The 15,184-nt window shown below is 64.8% G+C and carries 14 protein-coding genes; 12 read left to right on the top strand and 2 right to left on the bottom strand.

The window, feature by feature from the left end:
* Positions 1–91: 91 nt before the first annotated feature.
* The 5 genes from FBZ93_RS00970 to FBZ93_RS00950 all read left to right on the top strand — a co-directional run bounded on the left by FBZ93_RS00970 (position 92) and on the right by FBZ93_RS00950 (position 4,727).
* Complete coding sequence (locus tag FBZ93_RS00970) at positions 92–1,081, top strand: MBL fold metallo-hydrolase (protein ID WP_146984144.1); 990 nt, start codon at positions 92–94, stop codon at positions 1,079–1,081.
* Between the two features lie 220 nt (positions 1,082–1,301).
* Positions 1,302–1,973, top strand: coding sequence for an FMN-binding negative transcriptional regulator (locus FBZ93_RS00965; protein WP_146984697.1), 672 nt, complete (start codon positions 1,302–1,304; stop codon positions 1,971–1,973).
* Positions 1,973–3,019, top strand: a complete 1,047-nt coding sequence (gene argC / locus FBZ93_RS00960; protein ID WP_146984143.1) for an N-acetyl-gamma-glutamyl-phosphate reductase — start codon at positions 1,973–1,975, stop codon at positions 3,017–3,019. Before FBZ93_RS00965 ends, argC (FBZ93_RS00960) begins: the two co-directional genes overlap by 1 nt.
* A 125-nt stretch (positions 3,020–3,144) precedes the next feature.
* A complete protein-coding gene (gene argC, locus FBZ93_RS00955; RefSeq protein WP_146984142.1) occupies positions 3,145–4,122 on the top strand; it encodes an N-acetyl-gamma-glutamyl-phosphate reductase in 978 nt (325 codons plus the stop codon).
* A gap of 14 nt (positions 4,123–4,136) precedes the next feature.
* Positions 4,137–4,727 carry a class I SAM-dependent methyltransferase gene (locus FBZ93_RS00950; protein WP_146984141.1) on the top strand — a complete coding sequence of 197 codons (591 nt, stop codon included), beginning with the start codon at positions 4,137–4,139 and terminating at the stop codon, positions 4,725–4,727.
* A gap of 50 nt (positions 4,728–4,777) precedes the next feature.
* Here the strand turns inward: FBZ93_RS00950 and FBZ93_RS00945 are convergent, their stop codons facing one another.
* Together FBZ93_RS00945 and FBZ93_RS00940 are read right to left on the bottom strand one after the other, a co-directional pair.
* Entirely contained in the window at positions 4,778–5,176 is a 399-nt protein-coding gene (locus FBZ93_RS00945; RefSeq protein WP_146984140.1) for an MAPEG family protein, read from the bottom strand.
* Positions 5,177–5,265: 89 nt separating this feature from the next.
* Positions 5,266–7,074 (bottom strand): PHA/PHB synthase family protein, encoded by a 1,809-nt coding sequence (locus FBZ93_RS00940; RefSeq protein ID WP_146984139.1) that lies wholly within the window; start codon positions 7,072–7,074, stop codon positions 5,266–5,268.
* A 292-nt stretch (positions 7,075–7,366) separates the two neighbouring features.
* On the opposite strand from FBZ93_RS00940, the gene FBZ93_RS00935 reads away from it, so the two are divergent.
* The 7 genes from FBZ93_RS00935 to FBZ93_RS00905 all read left to right on the top strand — a co-directional run bounded on the left by FBZ93_RS00935 (position 7,367) and on the right by FBZ93_RS00905 (position 15,084).
* The gene (locus FBZ93_RS00935; RefSeq protein ID WP_146984138.1) at positions 7,367–7,642 is read left to right on the top strand and encodes a hypothetical protein; all 276 of its coding nucleotides are present in this window, start codon (positions 7,367–7,369) and stop codon (positions 7,640–7,642) included.
* A gap of 217 nt (positions 7,643–7,859) precedes the next feature.
* On the top strand, positions 7,860–9,080 hold the full coding sequence (locus FBZ93_RS00930; protein ID WP_076860014.1) for an LL-diaminopimelate aminotransferase: 1,221 nt from the start codon (positions 7,860–7,862) through the stop codon (positions 9,078–9,080).
* Positions 9,081–9,118: 38 nt separating this feature from the next.
* The gene (locus tag FBZ93_RS00925) at positions 9,119–10,438 is read left to right on the top strand and encodes a homoserine dehydrogenase (RefSeq protein ID WP_146984137.1); all 1,320 of its coding nucleotides are present in this window, start codon (positions 9,119–9,121) and stop codon (positions 10,436–10,438) included.
* Between the two features lie 79 nt (positions 10,439–10,517).
* Positions 10,518–11,516, top strand: coding sequence for a class II fructose-bisphosphatase (gene glpX / locus FBZ93_RS00920; RefSeq protein WP_050420275.1), 999 nt, complete (start codon positions 10,518–10,520; stop codon positions 11,514–11,516).
* Between the two features lie 120 nt (positions 11,517–11,636).
* Positions 11,637–12,356 carry a haloacid dehalogenase type II gene (locus tag FBZ93_RS00915; protein WP_146984136.1) on the top strand — a complete coding sequence of 240 codons (720 nt, stop codon included), beginning with the start codon at positions 11,637–11,639 and terminating at the stop codon, positions 12,354–12,356.
* A 55-nt stretch (positions 12,357–12,411) separates the two neighbouring features.
* Entirely contained in the window at positions 12,412–14,253 is a 1,842-nt protein-coding gene (gene recJ, locus FBZ93_RS00910) for a single-stranded-DNA-specific exonuclease RecJ (protein ID WP_146984135.1), read from the top strand.
* Positions 14,254–14,271: 18 nt separating this feature from the next.
* Complete coding sequence (locus FBZ93_RS00905) at positions 14,272–15,084, top strand: SDR family NAD(P)-dependent oxidoreductase (RefSeq protein ID WP_146984134.1); 813 nt, start codon at positions 14,272–14,274, stop codon at positions 15,082–15,084.
* Positions 15,085–15,184: the final 100 nt, after the last annotated feature.

The raw sequence follows: 15,184 nt of genomic DNA, 5'->3' as shown, positions 1-15,184 counted from the left end.
GCTGCCACCATCGCGCGAGCATCGAAGCGTTGCTACAACCTCGCTCACCAAGCATGGATTATCGGGCGCCGTCTCACTGGGAGGACAACACATGGAACTGACACGACGTCACGCTCTCGCCGGCGCTGCCGGCATCGCCGCCGCACCGTTGTTGCCGGCGCTCCCGGCCAATGCTGCTTCGCCCGCGGCCGACAAGCAGGCGCCGAGCTTCTATCGCTACAAGGTCGGCGACATCATGGTCAGCGTGGTGTCCGACGGCAAGAACGTGTTCAAGCTGGAAGACGCCTTCATCCCGAATGCGAAGCGGGACGATGTCAACGCGGCGCTGGACAAGGCGTTCATGCCGCGCGACATGGTGACGATCTGGTTCGCGCCGCTGGTGCTCAATACCGGGGGCAAGCTGGTCGTGATCGACACCGGCAATGGTGCGCTGGCCAAGGCCAGCACGAAGGGCGCCAACGGCCTGTTCGCCGACAATTTCGTCGCCGCCGGTTTCGATCCCAAGAATGTCGACATGGTCGTGATCTCGCATTTCCACGGCGATCACGTGAATGGCCTGCTCACCGCCGAGGGCACGCCGGCGTTCCCGAACGCCGAGATCCTGGTGCCGGCGACCGAATGGAAGTTCTGGATGGACGATGGCGAAATGAGCCGCGCGCCGGCCGGCCGCATGCAGGGCCTGTTCAAGAACAACCGCAACATCTTCGAGGCTGCCCTCAAGAAGAAGGTCACGCCCTATGAATGGGGTAAGGAGATCGCGCCGGGCCTCACCTCGGTCGAAACCGTGGGCCATACGCCGGGCCATACCTCCTATGTGCTGGCCTCGGGCTCGGAGAAAGTCTTCATCCAGTCCGACGTCACCAACAATCCGCATCTGTTCGCGACCAATCCCGGCTGGCACGCGTTCTTCGACCAGGACGCCGACGTCGCCGAGAAGACCCGCCGCCGCGTCTACGACATGATCGTCGCGGAGCGGCTCCAGGTGCAGGGCTTCCACTATCCGTTCCCCGGTCTCGGCAATGTGGTGAAGGACGGCAGCGGCTACCGTGTCGTGCCGGCGCCGTGGAATCCGGTGATCTGACGGTTTTCCTTGACGCAAAAGGGGCGCGGCCTTATAGCCGCGCCCATGATCAACGCCGCGACCATCATCATTGCCCGCCGCCGCCGCATTCTCGCGGTATGGGCGGTCGCTCGCGTTTAAGACCATCGCCTCTGCCGCCGGACCTGATCCCGCGGCGCTCTCCTCAAAAAGACACGCGGTTCGATCTGGCGGCTCCTTCGTCAAGCAGGAGTGTTCGACCATGTATACGCCGCAGCCTTTCAAGCCCGACCGTGCCGCAAGCCTCGCCTTCGCGGAGGCGCGCGGCTTCGGCCTTGCCTGCGCGTGGGACGGCGGCAAGCCGATCGCGTCCGCGCTGCCGTTCTATCTGAGCTATGCCGCCGACGGCACGCCGCGGGCGCTGTTTCATGTTGCCCGTCACAATCCGCTGGTAAAGCTGGCGGGCGGAGCCCCGTGGCTGCTGGCCGTCACCGGCGCCGACGCCTATGTTTCGCCGGACTGGTATGTGTCGCCCGACCAGGTGCCGACGTGGCTGTATCAAGCCGTGCATCTGACCGGGCCGGTGCGGACCTTGTCGGGTGAAGAACTCGCGGTTCAAATCGATGTGCTGACGGGCAAGTTCGAGGACTGGCTGTTGCCGAAAAAGCCGTGGATGTCAGGCAAGATGACAGCGGCGCGGCTCGATGCCATGAAGAAGGCGATCGTGGGCCTTGAGATGACGGTGGAAGAGGTGGAGGGCAGCTTCAAGCTGAACCAGCACAAATCCGAGCCCGACTTTGCTGCGGTCGGTAACGCGCTCGCTTCGCAGGCCGAAGCTGGTGCCCGGCAGATCGCGGCTTTGATGCGCGAGGTGCGGCCGGAGGCTTTCACAACGACACAAACCGAAATGACGACGCTTCAAGGGGACGCGTGATGACGAAGAAGAAAATCGGCATCTTGGGCGCGTCCGGCTACACCGGCTCCGACGCGGTGCGCCTGTTGGCGCGGCATCCGAATGCCGAGATCACCGCGCTTACCGCCAACACCCATGCCGGCAAGACGATGAGCGAGGTGTTTCCTCACTTCTTCATGCTCGACCTGCCAAGACTCGTGGAATGGGAAAAGGTCGACTGGACGCGGCTCGATGCCGTGTTCTGCGGACTGCCGCACGGGACGACGCAGGAGATCATCGCCGCGGTGCTGAAGGCCAATCCCGGAATCAAGATCCTCGACATGTCGGCGGATTTCCGGCTGCGCGACGAGGACAGCTACGCGCAGTGGTACGGCCATGAGCACCGGGCGTTCGAATTGCAGGGCGAGGCCGTCTATGGGCTGACCGAACTCTACCGGGAGAAGATCACGGCCGCGCGGCTCGTGGCCTGTCCCGGCTGCTATCCGACCGCAGTGCTGCTGGCGCTTGTTCCGCTGGCTAAGGCAAAGCTGATCGACGTCGACGACATCATCATCGATGCGAAGTCGGGCGTCACCGGCGCCGGACGCGGACTGAAACAGAACACGCTGTTCAGTGAGGCCGGCGAAGGGTTGTCGCCCTATTCGATCGGAAGCCATCGACACTCGGCGGAGATCGAGCAGGAGATCGGCGTAGCCGCGGGCTCGGCCGTGACCGTGAACTTCACCCCGCATCTCATTCCGATGGCGCGTGGTGAGTTCTGCACATCCTATGTCAAGCTCAACGGGGCTACGCCGGACGATTTGCGCGCCGAGCTGGAAAAGGCCTACGCCAACGAGCCGTTCGCACATGTGACGAAGAAGGGCGTATTGCCACAGACGCAGAACGTGCGTGGTTCGAACTACGTTCAGATCGGTGTCGTCGCCGACCGGATCAAGAACCGCGCCATCGTGCTCTCGACGCTCGATAATCTCGTGAAGGGCTCGGCCGGACAGGCGATCCAGAACATGAATCTGATGTTCGGCTTGCCCGAAACCACCGGACTGGAGCAGATCGCGCTGTTTCCATAAAGGGGGTGGTTGTCGTGGATGAGAATACGCTCGATCCAACGACAATTGCCCGTCCTCGGATTGGCGGCGCAGCGCGGCCAGATGTGTTAGCAAACGAAACGAACGAGCTCGAAAAGGAACGTGCCATGACCCTCACCGACACCCACCAGCCGAAAACCAAGAGCGGTGCGACCAAGGCCGTGTTCGTCGATGGCGCGTCCGGCACCACCGGTCTCGGCATCCAGGAGCGGCTGCATTCGATCGGCGACGTCGCGGTCAAGCACATCGCCGAGGACAAGCGGAAGGATGCCGGCGCCAAGCGTGCGCTGATGGAGGAGGTGGATCTCGTGATCCTCTGCCTGCCGGATGAGGCCGCCAAGGAGACCGTCGCGCTGATCGACACCATGGGCAATTCAGCGCCGAAGGTGCTCGACGCCTCGACGGCCTATCGCGTCGCGCCGGACTGGGCCTACGGCTTTGCCGAGCTCGCGCCCGACCAGGCCGACAAGATCCGCAACGCGCCGAAGGTCTCCAATCCCGGCTGCTATCCGACCGGCGCGATCGCGCTGCTGCGGCCGCTCGTCGATGCCGCCCTGCTGCCCGCCGATTATCCCGTCACCATCAACGCGGTGAGCGGCTATTCGGGCGGCGGCAAGTCGATGATCTCAAGCTTCGAGGACGGCTCGGCGCCGGCGTTCCACCTCTACGGCCTCGGCTTCGAGCACAAGCACGTGCCGGAGATGCAGCTCTACTCGCATCTGACGAGGCGGCCGCTGTTCATTCCGTCGGTCGGCAACTACCGGCAGGGCATGCTGGTCTCGGTGCCGCTGCAGCTCGACGCGCTGCCGGGCAAGCCTGATGGAGCCGATCTGCAGGCGGTGCTGGCGAAGTGGTACGCCGGCAGCAAATACGTCTCGGCGATGCCGCTGCAGAACGAGGCCGCCGCGGGCGGCAAGATCGAGCCGGAAGCGCTCAACGAGACCAACCAGCTCGAGCTCTACGTGTTCGCCAGCGACAAGCATCGCCAGGCGGTGCTGGTCGCCCGGCTCGACAATCTGGGCAAGGGCGCTTCGGGTGCCGCGGTCCAGAACATGCGATTGATGCTGGGGCTCTCCGACAGCTGACGCGAGGCCGCATCGTGGACGACGCCACGCTGCAATTCTACCGGCGCAATGCCGAGGCCTATGCCGGGTGGGCGAAAGCACCGTCGACCCGGCTGATCGGCTTTCTCAAGCTGTTGCCGCCGGGCGGCGCAATCCTCGAACTCGGCTGCGGCGCCGGCAATCATGCCGCCGTCATGCTCGCCGAAGGCTTCGTGCTGCGCGCGACCGACGGTTCCCCCGAGATGGCCGAAGTCGCGGCACGCCGCATCAATCATCCCGTCGAGGCGATGCTGTTCGACGAGCTGGAAGATCGTGAGGCTTATGACGGCGTCTGGGCGAGCGCCTGCCTGCTGCATGTGCCGCGCGACGAACTGGCCGGCATAATCGGCCGCATCCATCGGGCGCTGAAAGCTGGCGGCGTGTTCTACGCGAGCTACAAGATCGGCCATGGCGATGGCCGCGACAGCATCGGCCGATATTACAATTATCCGGCGGCGGACTGGCTGGCGGCGACCTACGCCGCGTCAGGAGCATGGACCGAGGTCTCGTCGGACACCAGCGAGATCAAGAGTTTTGACGAGGCGCCCGCGACGATGCTGCATATCGTCGTGCGCAAGGGCGGATAGATGGTGCCGCGCCGGTGCGGCTGGTGCCGCAACCGGCGGAAAGATCTGGTTCAGACGATCTTGAATACTGCGAGCGCCAGCACCGCCTGGGCGAGGAAACCGACCGTGAAGGCCAGCGTGCGGAATACCGGCAGGCCCAGCGTGTAGACGATCAGGTGCGCGACGCGGGCCCAGAAATAGACGGCACAGGCCAGCACGGTCCATTTCGTGGAATAGTCGGCCGCGTTGAGGATCAGCACCAGCGGCGCGAAGATCACGAGGTTCTCGACCGCATTGTCATGCGCGAACATCAGCCGGTTGGCCCATTCGGCATGCGGCTTGTCGCCACGCGAGGGATTGCCCATGGCGCCGGAGAGGCCGCGTACCTGGCAGCGGTTGATGATGTAGGGGATCCACAACAGCCCGGTCAGGATCACCGTCAGCGACAGCCAGAACAGTTCGCGCGTCATCGTTTCCCCCTCACGTCAATTCGATTCCCGACCGTCGGGATCGTCTGTTTATAGCTGAGCGAGAGACTTGGCGCTACGAACGCTTGGCGCTACGCGCGGACGCGGACATAGCTGCCCGGAGCGTCCTCGAGCACCGACGCCCCGTTCGAGCCGACCATGCGCGCCGGCACCGTCTCCGGATCATGGCTCTCCAGCCAGCCGCGCCAGTCGGGCCACCACGAACCCTTGTGCTCCTCGGCGCCCTTCAGCCAGTCGGCGAGCTTCATGTCCTTGATGTTGTCGTTGGTCCAGTACTGGTACTTCTTTGAAGCGGGCGGGTTGACCACGCCGGCGATATGGCCGGAGCCGGACAGCACATACTTCACCGGGCCGCCGAAGAACTGCGAACCGTACAGTACCGATTCCGCCGGTGCGATGTGATCCTCGCGTGCGGCGAGGTTGTAGACCGGAACCTTCACCTTCGACAGATCGAGCAGCGTGTTGTCGAGCACCATGGTGCCGGTCGACAGCCGGTTCTCCAGATAGCAGTTGCGCAAGTAGTAGGAGTGGTTCGACGACGGCATCCGCGTCGCATCCGAATTCCAGTGCAGCAGGTCGAACGAGGAGGGCGGCTGGCCCTTCAGATAATTGTTCACGACATACGACCAGATCAGGTCGTTGGAGCGCAGCATGTTGAAGGCCATCGCCATCTTGCTGCCTTCGAGCACGCCGGATTCCTGCATGTCGCGCTCCAGCGCCGAGATCTGGTCCTCGTCGACGAACACCAGCAAGTCGCCGGCGTGGGTGAAGTCGACCTGCGCGGCAAAGAACGTCGCCGACGTCACGCGCTGGCGGCGCTTCTCGGCGAGATAGGCGAGCGTCGAGGCGAGCATGGTGCCGCCGACGCAATAGCCGGCGGTGTGCACCTTCAACTCGCCGGTGACCTTCTCGATCACGTCCATCGCCGTGAGCGGGCCCTCGGTCATGTAGTCGGCCCAGGTCTTCTTGCCGAGCTCCTTGTCCGGATTGACCCAGGAGATCACGAACACCGTGATGCCCTGGTCGACGCACCATTTGATGTAGGATTTCTCGGGGCGCAGATCGAGGATGTAGAACTTGTTGATCCATGGCGGCACGATCAAGAGCGGCGTGCGCAGCACGTTCTCCGTTGCCGGCGAATACTGGATCAGCTGCATCAGCTCGTTCTGGTAGATCACCTTGCCCGGCGTCGTCGCCATGTTGACGCCGACCTCGAGATTGCTCGAATCGGACTGGCGGATCTTCAGCGTGCCGTGGCCGGCTTCGATATCCTCGGCCAGCATCTTCATGCCGCGCACCAGATTGTCGCCGTTGGTCTCGACGGTGGCGCGCAGCACTTCCGGATTGGTCAAGACGAAATTCGACGGCGCCAGCGCGTTGGTGATCTGCTGGACGTAGAATTCGGCCTTCTTCCGCGTGTGGGGGTCGATGCCGTCGGCGTCGTTGACCAGCTGCTGCGCCCATTTCGCGGTCAGCAGATAAAGCTGGAGGATGAAGTCGAAGAACTGATTCGACTTCCACTCCGGATCCTGGAAGCGCTTGTCGCGCGGAGCGGGCGCGATCGCGGGCTTGGCATCGGCCTCGCCAGCCATGCGGCGCACTGCCGAGCCCCAGAGATCGAGGTAATCCTTGCCGAGCTGCATCTGTAGCGACGAGGCGCGCTCCTTGTCGGACAGCCAATATTCGGCGATCACGCTGAAGGTCTTGATGACCTCACCGAACTCGTTCGGCGGCTTGTCGCGGACTTCGCCGGTCTGGCGCGGCTTGAGATAGGCTGCCAGCGCCTGGCCGCTGCTCTCCATCGCCCGTGCGATGTTCATGGCGAAGGCTTCGGCGTTGAATTTCGGGGTGGCTTGGGTGTCGGTGCTGACGTTGCTCATCTGAAGGACAATATCGCGTCGTTTGGGGGGCGTCATCGCGCGGTGCGGCAACGAAAATCAGTGAAAATCAGATGTTTCGCTCTGTTGCGGTGCGACAAAAAATCTTTGTTCCGTCATATTGAAGCCTCAGGGGTCGCTTTTGTTGTTCACGGTTTAAGCGTTTCGGGCGACAATGGTTTGAAACGCTAAAGCCAGAATTAACGCAGCGGGGACGCTGCAAGGCTCGTACCAGTGCGACCCGTGTCGGCAACCGTGCGACGTGCGCGCTAGCTTGTTGGGGACAATTCGGCGCATGCCGATCGATCGAAAGAACAGGGGGCTCGCGGCCGCGGTGCTGCTCGCGTCATTGCTGGCGCTGGGCGGGTGCTCGAGCACGATCGCCGATATGGCAATGCCGGCCGACGCGCCGGCGCGGCAAAAGGATGCCAACGGATACCTCCCGGTCCATGACCTGCCGCCCGACCGGGCCGATCCGACCATCAAGCCGGCGGATCAGGCCAAGATCGAGCAGGAGCTGATTGCGGCGCGCGCTCGCCAGGCCTCGACGGCGGCCCAGGCCGGGAAGTGAGGCCGCATCAGGCGGCCGATCAGCGCTGGCGCCGCCCGGCGTCCGTGCTAAAAGAAACCCAATTCAACCGCAGATCCGGCCGCAGCCCCCCGATCGTGCCCCTGAATTCGCACTAAGTCATTGATTCGGCGCGATTTCTGTAAGAGGCCGTGCAGGCTTCCGAAAAGCCGGCAAAGGGAGGCGATTCTGGCGTCGCGGTTGTCGGAGCAAGGGTCCCATGGAAGATTTTTACCGCATTCGCCGTCTGCCGCCTTACGTCTTTGAAAAGGTCAACCAGGCCAAGGCGGCCGCGCGCAACGCCGGGGCCGATATCATCGACATGGGCATGGGCAATCCGGACCTGCCGACCCCGCCGCACGTCATCGAGAAGCTCAAGGAGACGCTGGGCAAGCCGCGCACCGACCGCTACTCGGCCTCGCGCGGCATCAATGGCCTGCGCAAGGCTCAGGCCGCTTATTACGCGCGCCGTTTCGGCGTCAAGCTGAACCCCGATACCCAGGTCGTTGCGACGCTCGGCTCGAAGGAGGGGTTCGCCAACGTTGCACAGGCGATCACCGCGCCCGGCGACGTCGTGCTCTGCCCGAACCCGAGCTACCCGATCCATGCGTTCGGCTTCCTGATGGCGGGCGGCGTGATCCGCTCGGTGCCGTCGGAGCCGACGCCGCAATTCTTCGAGGCGGTCGAGCGGGCGATCGTTCATTCGATCCCGAAGCCGATCGCGCTGATCGTCTGCTATCCGTCGAACCCGACCGCCTATGTCGCTGACCTCGACTTCTACAAGGATCTCGTCGCATTCGCCAAGAAGCACGACATCTTCATCCTGTCCGATCTCGCCTACGCCGAGGTCTATTTCGACGAGGACAAGCCGCCGCCGTCGGTGCTGCAGGTGCCCGGCGCGATCGACGTCACCGTCGAATTCACCTCGATGTCGAAGACATTCTCGATGGCCGGCTGGCGCATGGGCTTTGCGGTCGGCAATGAGCGCATCATCGCAGCGCTGGCGCGGGTCAAATCCTACCTCGATTACGGCGCCTTCACGCCGGTCCAGGTGGCGGCGACCGCGGCGCTGAACGGTCCCGACGACTGCATCCGCGAGATGCGCGACACCTACCGCAAGCGGCGCGATGCGCTGGTTGAGTCATTTGGCCGCGCCGGCTGGGACATTCCGCCGCCGCAGGCCTCGATGTTCGCCTGGGCGCCGCTGCCCAAGGCGTTCGAGGCCGTCGGCAGCATGCAGTTCGCAACCTTGATGGTGGAGAAATCCGGCGTCGTGGTGTCGCCGGGCGTCGCGTTCGGCGAGCACGGCGAGGGCTATGTCCGCATCGCGATGGTGGAGAACGAGCAGCGCATCCGGCAGGCCGCGCGCGGCGTGCGCCGCTTCCTTGAAAGCGGCATCGAAACGTTGCACAACGTCGTTCCTCTCGCCAACCGACGCTAATCCTTCCAGGTTGCTTAATCTCCAGGTCCCTTAAATCCATGGTCGCACCCCTGAACGTGGGCATAGCGGGGCTCGGCACCGTCGGTGCCGATGTCGTCCGCCTCATCGAAACGCAAGGACGGGCGCTGGCCGAGCGCAGCGGCCGGCCCGTCCGCGTCGTCGCCGTCACGGCGCGCTCCAAGGCCAAGAAGCGCGGCCTCGACCTGCGCGATATCGCCTGGGCGAAGAGCCCCGAGGCGCTGGCCGAAGATCCCAACATCGACTGCTTCGTCGAGCTGATGGGCGGCGCCGGCGATCCCGCGCTGTCCGCGATCGAGACCGCGCTGAAAACGGGCAAGTCGGTCGTCACCGCCAACAAGGCGCTGATCGCCAAGCATGGACTGCGGCTTGCCGCAGCCGCCGAGAAGCACGGCGGCGCGCTGAACTTCGAGGCGGCGGTCGGTGCGGCGATCCCGGTGATCAAGACGCTGCGCGAGGGCCTCGCCGGCACCAGCGTCAACCGCGTCTACGGCATCTTGAACGGCACCTGCAATTACATCCTGACCCGGATGGAGCAGGAGGGGTTGTCGTTCGAGGAATGCCTGAAGGACGCCCAGCGCCTCGGCTATGCCGAAGCCAATCCGTCATTCGACGTCGATGGTCACGACACCGCGCAGAAGCTTGCGATCCTGGCGAGCCTCGCCTTCGGAACCAAGGTCGCGGAGAGCGCGGTTTACGTCGAAGGCATCTCCTCGATCACGCCGGAAGACCTCAAGGCGGCTTCGGAACTCGGCTACCGGGTCAAGCTGCTCGGCGTTGCCGTACGCACGGCAAAGGGCATTGAGCAGCGCGTGCATCCGACCATGGTGCCGAAATCATCCTCGATCGCGCAGGTGATGGGTGTCACCAATGCTGTCGCAATCGATGGCGAGGGCATTCCGCCGATCACGCTGGTCGGGCCGGGCGCCGGCGGCGGCGCGACCGCCTCGGCCGTGGTCGCCGACATCGCCGACGTCGCGCGCGGCATCCGCGCCAAGCCGTTCGGTCGTCCGGTGGAACGGTTGCGCGACACCACCAAGGCGCCGATGGAACGCCACGAGGGTGGCTACTATATCCGCCTGATGGCGCGCGATCTTGCAGGCACTGCCGCAACAATCGCCACCCGCCTTGCGGAACAGAAGATATCTCTGGAATCCATCGTGCAGCGGCATCCGGATGGCGTCGATGTGAACGGTGCGGCCAAAAAACCTTCACCGGTTCCGGTCATTCTGATTACCTATGCGACCAGCGAGGATGCCGTGCATCGTGCGCTGGCCGCAGTGCAGCGCGATAAGGTCATCAGCGGCAGGCCGCAGGTGATCCGGATCGAGAAAAACTAACGCATGGCCTGAACGGGTCGGGCGTGAGACGATTGATGCGGGCAGGCTGGCCTGTCCCCGAGGCTTAAGGAGTACGCCGATGTCGACCCATATTTCCGTTCCGCCGCAGATGCTGCTCGAGCGCATCCTGACGCTCGAAATCGTGCGCGTGACGGAGCGCGCTGCGGTGTCGGCCGCGCGGCTGCGCGGCCACGGCCAGGAGAAGGCCGCCGACAAGGCTGCGGTCGACGCGATGCGGCGCGAGCTCAACAAGCTGCCGATCGAGGGGACGGTCGTGATCGGCGAGGGCGAGCGCGACGAGGCGCCGATGCTGTTCATCGGCGAGAAGGTCGGCCTCAATGCCGGTCCCAAGGTCGATATCGCGGTCGACCCGCTTGAGGGCACCACGCTGTGCGCCAAGAACATGCCGGGCTCGATCGCCACCATGGCGATGGCCGATGGCGGCACGCTGCTGCACGCGCCCGACGTCTACATGCAGAAGATCGCGATCGGCCCGGGCTACGCCAAGAACGTGATCGAGCTCGACGCGCCGCCGGCCGACAACGTGCGCCGGCTCGCCAAGGCCAAGGGCGTCGACCCGACCGCCATCAACGTGCTGGTGCTCGACCGTCCGCGCCATGCCGACATCATCAACAGCGTGCGCTCGACCGGCGCTGCCGTGCAGCTGATCACCGATGGCGACGTCGCCGGCGTCATTCACTGCGCCAAGCCCGATGAGACCGGCGTCGACATGTATATCGGCACCGGCGGCGCGCCCGAGGGCGTGCTGGCGGCGGTCGCGCTGCGCTGCATCGGCGGCCAGATGCAGTGCCGCCTGATCCTCGACACCGAGGAGAAGCGCGAGCGCGCCCACAAGATGGGCGTCACCGATCCGAAGATGATTTACGGCATCGAGGACATGGCAAAGGGCGACTGCCTGTTCGCCGCCACCGGCGTCACCACCGGCTCGCTGCTGACCGGCGTGAAGTTCAAGAAGGACGTGATCGAGACCGAGACGGTCGTGATGCGCTCGGTCACCGGCACCGTGCGCTACATCAAGGCCGAGCACCGGCAGCTGGAGAAGTTCCACCTGGACTAACAGACACGTCATTCCGGGGCGTCCGAAGGACGAACCCGGAATCTCGAGGTTCCGGGTTCGATGCTTCGCATCGCCCCGGAACGACGGGACAAATAACAACAAGAAAAACGGGAGACGCGCATGTCCGATCTGTCCGTGGTCAAGGCGCTGGTGTTCGACGTGTTCGGCACCGTGGTCGACTGGCGCACCAGCCTGATCAACGATTTCACGACATGGGGAGAGAAGCGCGGCTTCAAGGCCGACTGGATCGCGCTGGTCGACGGCTGGCGCGCGGTCTATGCGGCCTCGATGGACGAGGTGCGCAAGAACCCGCAGAACGGCTATGTGATCCTCGACGTCTTGCATCGCCGCTCGCTGGAGAAGCTGGTCGCGCAATTCGACATCAAGGGGCTGACCGAGGCCGACCTGCAGCATCTGACGCTGGGCTGGCATCGCCTGCACGGGTGGCCCGACAGCGTCGCCGGCCTGACCCGGCTGAAGACCAAGTACATCATCTCGCCGCTCTCCAACGGCAACGTCGCGCTACTCACCAACATGGCGAAGTTTGCAGGGCTCCCGTGGGACCTCGTGATGTCGGCCGAGCTGTTCGAGCACTACAAGCCCGATCCGGAGACCTATCTCGGCGCCGCGAAGCTGCTCTGCCTGCCGCCGGAGCAGGTGATGATGGTTGCCGCCCACAATTACGACCTCAAGCACGCGCAGAAGCACGGCCTGAAGACTGCCTTCGTCGCGCGTCCGACCGAATACGGTCCCTTGCAGAAGGTCGATTTCGAGGCCACCGGCGCATGGGACATCGTGGCCAAGGATTTCGGGGAAATCGCGGATAGGATGGGCTGCTAGAACTGGCCTGGGATTCACTGAAGCGCTACGATTCCTGGTGATTGGATAAGGAATCATGACGCTGCACGCATCCGCACTGCCCATCGAGACGCCGCCGGCGTTCCTTGGCGTGACGCGGTCGCTGACCGGAAAACTCTGGCGCGACCGGCTGGATGCGCGCGGGGCGGCGCGGGCGCTCGCGATCGTGCAGCGGCACAATCTGCCGGAAATGCTGGCGCGCGTGCTGGCGGGGCGCGACGTCGCAATCGACGAGGTCGCCGACTTCCTCGACCCGACCATCCGCAAGCTGATGCCGGACCCGCATACGGTCACCGAGATGGAGCACGCGGCTAGGCGCATCGCGGATGCCGCTGTCCGTGGCGAGCAGGTCGCGATCTTCGGCGACTATGACGTCGACGGCGCGACCTCGGCGGCACTGCTGACCTGGCATCTGCGCCATTGCGGGCTGGACCCGCTGATTCACATTCCCGACCGCATCTTCGAAGGCTACGGGCCGAACGTCGACGCCGTCCGCGCGCTGGCGGCCAAGGGCGCGACGCTGCTGGTCACGGTCGATTGCGGCACCACCAGCATCGAGCCGTTGGCGGAGGCCAGGAAGCTCGGCATGTCGGTCGTGGTGATTGATCATCACCAGACCGGCGATGAATTGCCCGAGGTCGACGCGCTGGTGAATCCGAACCGGCCCGACGATCTCTCCGGGCTCGGTCATCTCGCCGCCGTCGGGCTCGTGCTGGTGACGTTGGTTGCGGTGAACCGCGAGCTGCGCCAGCGCGGCTTCTGGACCCGCGAGATGCCGGAGCCGGACCTGCTCAGCGTGCTGCATCACGTCGCACTCGGCACCGTCGCCGACGTCGCGCCGCTGATCGGGCTGAACCGGGCCTTCGTTGCAAAAGGCCTGATCGCGATGCGCCGCCGCGACCATGTCGGCCACACCGCGCTGATGGATGTGGCGCGGCTCAATGGCCCGCCGGAGGCCTGGCATCTCGGCTTCATGCTGGGGCCGCGCATCAATGCCGGCGGCCGTATCGGGCGCGCCGATCTCGGCGTGCGGCTGCTGCTCGAAGGCGACGTCTCAGAGGCGGCGCGGATCGCGGCCGAGCTCGATCGCCTCAACAACGAACGTCGCGTGATCGAGCAGGCGGCTGAAGCACAGGCCGAAGCGGAGGCATTGGCTTCGCTCGGGCTCGAGGACAAGGGCGCGGTCATCGTCACCGCGGCGGAAGGCTGGCATCCCGGCGTGGTCGGGCTCGTCGCGGCACGGCTGAAGGAGAAGTTCGCGCGTCCTGCGTTTGCGATCGCGCTCGAGCCGGGTGGCATCGGCACCGGATCGGGGCGCTCGATCGGCGGCGTCGATCTCGGCAAGGCGGTGCGCCAGGCGGTGCATGACGGCCTGCTGATGAAAGGCGGCGGGCACGCGATGGCGGCCGGCGTCACACTGCGCAAGGAGAAGCTCGCCGAATTCCGCGCCTACATGGAAAGCGCACTGGCGGCCGACGTCGCCAATTCGCGCCACGAGAACGAGCTGTTCATCGATGGCGCCGTGACCGCGCGTGCGGTGACGCCGGAATTCGCCGCAACGCTCAATCGCGCGGGGCCGTTCGGCAGCGCCAATCCGGAGCCGGTGATCGCGCTGCCGTCGCATCAGCTGGTCTATGCCGACGAGGTCGGGCAGGCGCATTTGCGGCTGCGCTTCAAGTCCGGCGATGGTTCCATCGTCAACGGCATCGCATTCCGCTCGGTCGGACAGAAGCTCGGCAGCGCCTTGACGCAAAATCGCGGTCAGCAATTGCACGTGGCGGGCTCTCTTGCGGTCGACCGTTGGCAAGGCAGCGAACGTGTGCAATTCCGTGTCCTCGACGTCGCGGCACCGGACCAGGGCCCGGCGGTGATCCGATAAGAAACGTTGGGAGAGGACATGGCAGGACAGGTTGAAGGCAAGGTCGCGCTGGTGACCGGCGGCGCGTCGGGTATCGGCGAGGCGATCGTCGAATTGCTGGCGCAGGAAGGCGCGACGGTTGTTGCGACCGATATCGACGAGTTGAGGGGACCCGAGCTCGCAGCGCGGCTCACCAAGGCCGGGCGCAAGGTGAGCTTCCTGCCGCAAGACGTCACCAGCGAGGAGCGCTGGATCGAGGTCGTCGCTGATATCGGCAGGCGCCATGGCCGCCTGGATATCATGGTCTCCAACGCCGGCATCGGCATCGGGGCGCCGTCGATCGTCGAGATGTCGCTCGCGGACTGGCGCCGGCAGACTGCGATCAATATCGATGGCGTGTTCCTGTCGGTGAAGCATTCGCTGCCGTTGATGCGCAAGCATGGCGGCGGCTCGATCATCATGATGTCGTCACTGGCCGGCCTGCGTGGTGCGGCGACGCTCTCCGGCTATAGCGCGACCAAGGGCGCGGTGCGGCTGTTCGCCAAGTCGATCGCGATGGAATGCGCGCAGGTCGGCGACGGCATCCGCGTCAACTCCGTGCATCCCGGCATCATCGACACGCCGATCTGGGGCAAGATTCCGACCGGCGCGACGGGCGCCGGCCAGAACGCACCGATCGATCCGGAGGAGCGCGCAAGGTTCGCGACGCCGCTGGGCCGCGCCGGCCAGGCGATCGAGATCGCCCAAGGCGTGCTCTATCTCGCGTCTGATGCGTCGCGCTACGTCACCGGCAGCGAGCTCGTGATCGACGGCGGCATGAATGCCGGCGGCGTGGTGCGGACACCGAATTAAGTCCTCGTCATTGCGAGGAGCGAAGCGACGAAGCAATCCATGCTGCCGCGCATGCGGATCGATGGATTGCTTCGCTGCGCTCGCAATGACAGCGGTAGCC

The organism is Bradyrhizobium macuxiense (genome assembly GCF_007993935.1).
Lineage (GTDB): Bacteria > Pseudomonadota > Alphaproteobacteria > Rhizobiales > Xanthobacteraceae > Bradyrhizobium > Bradyrhizobium macuxiense_A.
Note: the sequence above shows the minus strand (reverse complement) of the source record. Positions and strands in the feature narration are given on the sequence as shown.

Excerpts from the sequence above, each read along its gene's own strand:
- FBZ93_RS00940 (WP_146984139.1), bottom strand. The coding sequence starts at position 7,074 with ATGAGCAACGTCAGCACCGACACCCAAGCCACCCCGAAATTCAACGCC.
- argC (WP_146984142.1), top strand. The coding sequence starts at position 3,145 with ATGACCCTCACCGACACCCACCAGCCGAAAACCAAGAGCGGTGCGACC.
- glpX (WP_050420275.1), top strand. The coding sequence starts at position 10,518 with ATGTCGACCCATATTTCCGTTCCGCCGCAGATGCTGCTCGAGCGCATC.
- FBZ93_RS00935 (WP_146984138.1), top strand. The coding sequence starts at position 7,367 with ATGCCGATCGATCGAAAGAACAGGGGGCTCGCGGCCGCGGTGCTGCTC.
- FBZ93_RS00965 (WP_146984697.1), top strand. The coding sequence starts at position 1,302 with ATGTATACGCCGCAGCCTTTCAAGCCCGACCGTGCCGCAAGCCTCGCC.
- FBZ93_RS00905 (WP_146984134.1), top strand. The coding sequence starts at position 14,272 with ATGGCAGGACAGGTTGAAGGCAAGGTCGCGCTGGTGACCGGCGGCGCG.
- FBZ93_RS00925 (WP_146984137.1), top strand. The coding sequence starts at position 9,119 with ATGGTCGCACCCCTGAACGTGGGCATAGCGGGGCTCGGCACCGTCGGT.
- FBZ93_RS00945 (WP_146984140.1), bottom strand. The coding sequence starts at position 5,176 with ATGACGCGCGAACTGTTCTGGCTGTCGCTGACGGTGATCCTGACCGGG.
- argC (WP_146984143.1), top strand. The coding sequence starts at position 1,973 with ATGACGAAGAAGAAAATCGGCATCTTGGGCGCGTCCGGCTACACCGGC.
- FBZ93_RS00915 (WP_146984136.1), top strand. The coding sequence starts at position 11,637 with ATGTCCGATCTGTCCGTGGTCAAGGCGCTGGTGTTCGACGTGTTCGGC.
- FBZ93_RS00930 (WP_076860014.1), top strand. The coding sequence starts at position 7,860 with ATGGAAGATTTTTACCGCATTCGCCGTCTGCCGCCTTACGTCTTTGAA.
- recJ (WP_146984135.1), top strand. The coding sequence starts at position 12,412 with ATGACGCTGCACGCATCCGCACTGCCCATCGAGACGCCGCCGGCGTTC.
- FBZ93_RS00970 (WP_146984144.1), top strand. The coding sequence starts at position 92 with ATGGAACTGACACGACGTCACGCTCTCGCCGGCGCTGCCGGCATCGCC.